Origin of the sequence: Moorena sp. SIO2C4 (assembly GCF_010672485.1) — a bacterium.
GTDB lineage: Bacteria > Cyanobacteriota > Cyanobacteriia > Cyanobacteriales > Coleofasciculaceae > Moorena > Moorena producens.
Window position 1 is genome coordinate 1 of the sequence record NZ_JAAHGN010000456.1, and the last position, 5,779, is coordinate 5,779.

A 5,779-nucleotide genomic window follows, 5' to 3' on the forward strand; every position below is an offset into this window, starting at 1 on the left:
TCGTCGGTACTGCCAATTTAAAACAACGACGTAAAGCGATACTAGTACACGAGGAGCGCGCATACCTCGCCAAAACGCATGGATCTTAACAGATACCGAAACCCCAGTAAAATAAAATTTTAAAACTAAACGTACCGTGGGGCACACGGGAACGGGGGAGACCCAACGCTTAGGGAGATAAGCCCACGCTCGTTTAGTTAAATTAGGCTCGATATGCGCGTTTTTAAACGGGTATTTGGCTTAAGTACTGCCTTTGCTGGATAACTAATTTTAGCGATGCAGAGGTGCGACCCGTGGCGAATTTAATTCGCCTACGGAAAGCGCACCTAAGCGGTCTTGGGGGTTTCCCCCATGAGCGACTGCATCAAGACAAGGCGTGTCGTAGAACTAAGAATCCCCGCTCATAAGCTGGCGGGGAGTGTCAAGAACCTTAAGTAGTTTTCCCGAGAGGTTGGCTAGCGAACAAACAATGATGATGAGAAGTTATCGGTCTATTCTGACTGTGATTCTGGCAATGGTGATGACCTTTTTGGTCAGCTGTGGTAGCCCAAGTGCCACCACCGCTCCTACCTACACCCCTGAAAAAATTGCCCAAATCCAGACAAGTGCTACTAGAGTGCTTGAGCTTCGCGAGAAAATGCCAGTTCTCGAAGCCAACATTCAAGACGAAAACTGGGTAGATATTAGTTCATTTATCCATGGTCCGTTAGGAGATCTAGGGCGCAGCAGTAACTATCTGGCTGGTCAACTTCTTCCCAAAGACCAGAAAGCAGCCAAGCAAGCGGCTGAAGTATTGTTGAAATCTTTGGTGAAAATTGATGAAGCTTCTGTAGAGCGCAACTCCCAGCTAGCACTCAAAAACTACGAAGCAGCCTTGAAAAAATTTGATAACTTTTTGGAACTAATTCCCACTAGTTAAAAAGTTATCGATAAAATTGTGAGTAAAGTCGCTATTATTGGATGCGGTATCGTTGGAGCAGCGATCGCATATGAACTTAGTCGGGTAAATGGGCTAAGTATCACTGTGCTCGACCAGCATCTGCCAGCACAAGGCTCTACTGGTGCTGCTTTAGGGGTACTGATGGGTGCCATTAGTAAAAAAGTCAAGGGTAGGGCGTGGCAGCTGCGACAAGTCAGTATCCAGCGCTATCAGACCCTGATTCCTGAATTAGAGGCACTCACGGGATACCAGATTCCAGTCAATCGCAACGGTATCTTGAAGCTGTGTTTGCCTGGAGAGGACTTGGCCTCTTGGGAAAAACTAGTACAAACTCGCCTCACCCAAGGTTGGCAATTAGAAATTTGGGATGTTCCCCAAGTTAAGCACCGTTGCCCTCAGCTGAGTCAAGATAAATTTATTGCTGGAATCTATTCTCCCCAAGACCTACAAATTGATCCAACTGCCCTAACCCAAGTATTAGTGGCTGGTGCTGAGGCCAATGGGGTTAGGTTTAATTTTGGAATCACAGTTAAAGGCTTTGAATCCATAGGTTCCGATCTCAACAATTCTCTCAATTGCTCCCAAATCTCTACTGATTCTGGAACCCTAGAGATAGATTGGCTAGTAGTGGCTGCTGGGTTGGGTTCATCTGGGCTGATTAAGATGCTCCAACCACAAGACTTGCAAGTTAGTCGAGATCTGCCTCTGACTCTCAAACCAGTACTGGGACAAGGAGTAAAATTGCGGCTGCCACAGCCCATGGGATATGAAGATTTTCAGCCAGTGATTACTCGTGATGATGTTCATATTTTGCCAGTAGGTAAGCAAGACTACTGGGTGGGCGCAACAGTTGAGTTTCCCGATGATGCAGGTAATGTAGAAGCACAACCAGCCTTACTGGAGGTGGTCAGACAGAATGCGATCGCATTTTGCCCTGCTCTAGCCACAGCAGAAATTATCCACACATGGTACGGGTTACGCCCTCGTCCAGAAGGACGACCTGCCCCTGTTATTGATCAACTGCCTGGTTACAATAATGTTTGGCTAGCAACAGGTCATTATCGCAATGGTGTACTCCTTGCTCCGGCTACCGCACAAATAATTCGGGAAGAAATTATTGACTCAGGAAAATAGCTAGAGGTGCGACCCGTGGCGAATTTAATAATTAGATGCGGAAAGCGCACCTATTGTTTTTGTTGAGAGTTACTATTGAGATTTAACAGTTAACCGTCAATCGTCAAAAAACAGCGATCAATTAAAATATATAGGTTAAATGTTCATTAACTGATCAACTAATTGTTTTGTAGGAGGCGCGGCGCAACCTCTCAGGTTTAACCCCAATGGGGTGTCAGGGGAGTATCCAGCCGTGAATTTTTGATGAAATCTCGATGGTTAATCACGAGTTTGCTGATGGTGCTGATGAGCTGTAGCCCGTCGCCTACTCCATCAACTAAGAAAACACCGGTTTCCCAACCGATGCCAAGCCCGCCTAATTTAGAGGACACATCTAAATCTGGCAGTTCAAAGTCCACAACCAAACTGTCTCCACCAGCATCAGATGCCTTTACTATCTCTCCTAAAGGAATTGGACCGGCTAAGTTGGGAATGACCTTGGGACAGCTGAAACAATCCCTAGGGGATAAAGCAAAATTTGAGGTGAAGTCACCGTTTATTGTCGGTTTCGATGCGATCGCAGTTATCCAATCAGGACAACCCCAATACTATATTCTTTACCCGATGGGAACACCTATGGGTAATTCAACCGTAATGGAAGCGTTATTCACCACAAATCCTAACTATCGCACCACCAAAGGTGTTGGCCCTGGCACACCCCTCAAACTAGCTGAGCAAACTTACGGTGATGCTACCTTGTCCTTTAACTATGCCAGCGAGTCTCGGGAATACGTCAATTTTGCCAACCTATCGGAAGATATAGCCTTTCGCATGGGAGTAGCCGTCAATGATACTAATAATCAGTTTTCTGGCCTTTATGCTTCACCATTGAAAGAATATAACCAAACCCAGAACTATCGCGACTCAGCGACAATTAAATCTCTAGAAGTCTATTGCCGAGATAAATGTCCTTCACGCTAGATAATCATTTACGTGAGCTTATCATTTAAATGAATAAAAGCTCATTTAATCAACAAGCGTTTGAAATTGCTCTGGAAGCAGTAAGGGAACAGTTGCCCCTCAACTCCCCAGCCATGGGGCAATTTCCACCAATTCCTCTACAGGTCTTTGACACTCTCCCATCCACTAACCAAACCCTTTGGGAATTGCTCAACCAAGGTGCAACAGTTCCCACCATGGTTATTGCTGGGCAACAGACAGCAGGGCGGGGACAGTGGGGACGACAATGGCAATCTCCAAAAGGTGGACTCTACTTATCCTTAGCTTTAGCTCCCAAGTTACAGGCATTGGACAGCGCCCAGCTAAGCATGTGTAGTGCTTGGGGAATTGCTACAGCTTTGAGAGCTTACGCTATGCCTGTGTCTCTGAAGTGGCCAAATGACCTACTACTTAAGGGACGCAAACTCGGAGGTATTCTAACAGAAACCCGTGTCAAACAGGGTCAAATTACCAAAGCCGTTGTGGGTGTCGGAATTAACTGGAGCAATGAAGTGCCGGAATCTGGCATCAATTTGCGCTCATTTTGGCAACCCGAGTCCTATGCCACTGTGACTTCTATAGAAATGCTGGCTGCGATTGTTTTACAAGGACTACTGTCCGGATATCAACTCTGGTCAGAGGAAGGAATGAATAGTTTGCTACCACGATATCTAGCGCTATTCAATTATCAAGGAAGCCAGGTCATGGTAGAAGGAAATCCAGGCATCATAACAGGGGTAACCCCTAGGGGCGAACTGCGAGTGCATCTACACGATACTCCGACCCCAAAAGAAATTTTGCTCAAGCCCGGTACAATCAGTCTTGGCTATCGTAGTTGTTGAGAACTCTTACGGTTAAGGGTCAAATGTTAAGCATCAACTAATCAACAAAACAGGAATTATGGCGTTGCTTAATAATGGAATGATTTTAATAGTTTTGTGGAATGGGCATCTTGCCCGTTCCTGACGGTGCGCACCTATAGCGAATTTAATTCGCCAACGGTCGCACCTGTGGCATGGGCATCTTGCCGTGGCATGGGCATCTTGCCGTGGCATGGGCATCTTGCCGTGGCATGGGCATCTTGCCCGTTACAGTTTCCGGGCGGGCAGGATGCCCACTCTACTCCTATTCATTCCAAGACTGACGCAACGCCGGAATTATGGCTGATGGCTGAGCCGAGCGAGTATAACTGTGTAGTAATTATTTAGTGAGTCGTAAATGACCAAAGAAAACTCCCCTGGTAGCACCCTGTATAGCATTTTCTACCGATGCCCAAAACTCATCCATGGACTGAGTGTGATGAGTAGTATTGGTGTCCTCAGCAGCGGTATGGTTGTGGCCAAAACTCAGTCACCCATAGAAGCTGTATCAGTCAACACCACTACCAAATCTATAACGGAAGCAGCATTTGATCCAACTCTTATTGCTGCTTTGCCTAAACCTACACCCCCAAGCTCCTTTGCTGTGCCAGCTGTGCCAGTGGCCAAACCAGCCCCAGCAAAAGCTGCTTCAAAACCAGTAGCAGCAACCAAGGTCACTAAACCCATTGCCCCACGAGCACCAAAAGTTGCCCGGAAATCAGTAGCTCCCTCGGTGCCTATCCAGGTTAAGAAACCGATTGCTCCACCAGCTAGGAAATCTGTCCGGACAAAAGCGATCGCAGTCAAACGAGTACAGCGTAGAACCCAATTCTCTGTACCAGCTAAAGCCACTGTCGCCAAGCCACCGAAAGTCAAGCTCAATCCAGTAGCATTACAGCCTAGAGTTCCAAAAACCGCTGCTAAAAATAGCTATATTGACCGCACAAACTACAATGTTGGTGCCACTAAACGGTACACTCGCCCCTCGGCAGTTGTTTTAACTGAACGGTCAAGGGGTTGTCGGACTGTAGCCAGAAATGGGCAACTCAGGGGGAATTGTGGTGTTGCCCCGAGGCGTCAACCAATTGCTATCTCTGGAAGTAGACGGAACCGTAGAGTAACTCAATTACCCAGACCACGAGTAATTAGTACTCAAACTGCTAGATATAATCCGGTTCGACCAGTCAGATATAATTCATATAATTCAGTTCAACCGGTCAGATTTAATCGAGTCAAACCTGCCAAGAGTCGTCCAGCTAAATGGGTTCCTCGTGGGATTAGCGTTGCTCGGCGGAATCGGTCTGTCAGGAAACTTCCTACAGCCTTAGCCTACTACAATCTCACCCAACGACCCTTAGGACTGGCCAATTTCAGGCAATCCAGCTTTGTGTTCCCCGTAACGATTCCTTCTGCCATTAGCTCCCTATTCGGCTGGCGGACTCATCCGATTTCCGGTAATCGCCGTTTCCACGCTGGTACAGATATAGCAGCACCCCTAGGTACTCCAGTTGTTGCTGCCGCTGATGGTGAAGTAGTAACAGCTGACTTCTTAGGTGGCTACGGTTTGACCGTTATGGTGCGCCATGAGGAAGGTACCCAAGAAAGCCGCTACGCTCACCTATCAGAAATCTTTGTCCAACCTGGGGAATGGGTACAAAAAGGAACTGTAATTGGGCGGGTTGGCAGCACCGGTAATTCTACTGGTCCCCACCTACACTTTGAATGGCGGCATGCCACTCCCCAAGGCTGGGTAGCAGTGGATGCTGGCTCCCATTTGAAGTATTCTTTAGGTCAACTAGTCCAAGCCCTACAGGTAGCCCAAAATACCTCCTTTTCCCTACGAGGATTTTAGGCTGGTGATCGGGTG

The 5,779-nt window shown here is 47.2% G+C and carries 6 protein-coding genes; all 6 read left to right on the forward strand.

Features of this window, described 5'->3' with window-relative positions:
* Positions 1-418: 418 nt before the first annotated feature.
* The 6 genes from psbQ (at position 419) to F6K20_RS21805 (ending at position 5,764) form a co-directional block, all read left to right on the forward strand.
* Entirely contained in the window at positions 419-919 is a 501-nt protein-coding gene (gene psbQ, locus F6K20_RS21780) for a photosystem II protein PsbQ (protein WP_229414543.1), read from the forward strand.
* A gap of 18 nt (positions 920-937) precedes the next feature.
* Complete coding sequence (locus F6K20_RS21785; RefSeq protein WP_008185439.1) at positions 938-2,074, forward strand: NAD(P)/FAD-dependent oxidoreductase; 1,137 nt, start codon at positions 938-940, stop codon at positions 2,072-2,074.
* 243 nt (positions 2,075-2,317) lie between these two features.
* On the forward strand, positions 2,318-3,034 hold the full coding sequence (locus tag F6K20_RS21790) for a hypothetical protein (RefSeq protein WP_229414541.1): 717 nt from the start codon (positions 2,318-2,320) through the stop codon (positions 3,032-3,034).
* Positions 3,035-3,063: 29 nt separating this feature from the next.
* Positions 3,064-3,894, forward strand: a complete 831-nt coding sequence (locus F6K20_RS21795) for a biotin--[acetyl-CoA-carboxylase] ligase (protein WP_008185433.1) — start codon at positions 3,064-3,066, stop codon at positions 3,892-3,894.
* 96 nt (positions 3,895-3,990) lie between these two features.
* A complete protein-coding gene (locus F6K20_RS21800; protein ID WP_131827241.1) occupies positions 3,991-4,260 on the forward strand; it encodes a hypothetical protein in 270 nt (89 codons plus the stop codon).
* A gap of 10 nt (positions 4,261-4,270) precedes the next feature.
* Entirely contained in the window at positions 4,271-5,764 is a 1,494-nt protein-coding gene (locus tag F6K20_RS21805; protein WP_008185431.1) for a M23 family metallopeptidase, read from the forward strand.
* Positions 5,765-5,779: the final 15 nt, after the last annotated feature.

Excerpts from the sequence above, each read along its gene's own strand:
- F6K20_RS21795 (WP_008185433.1), top strand. The coding sequence starts at position 3,064 with ATGAATAAAAGCTCATTTAATCAACAAGCGTTTGAAATTGCTCTGGAA.
- F6K20_RS21790 (WP_229414541.1), top strand. The coding sequence starts at position 2,318 with ATGAAATCTCGATGGTTAATCACGAGTTTGCTGATGGTGCTGATGAGC.
- F6K20_RS21805 (WP_008185431.1), top strand. The coding sequence starts at position 4,271 with ATGACCAAAGAAAACTCCCCTGGTAGCACCCTGTATAGCATTTTCTAC.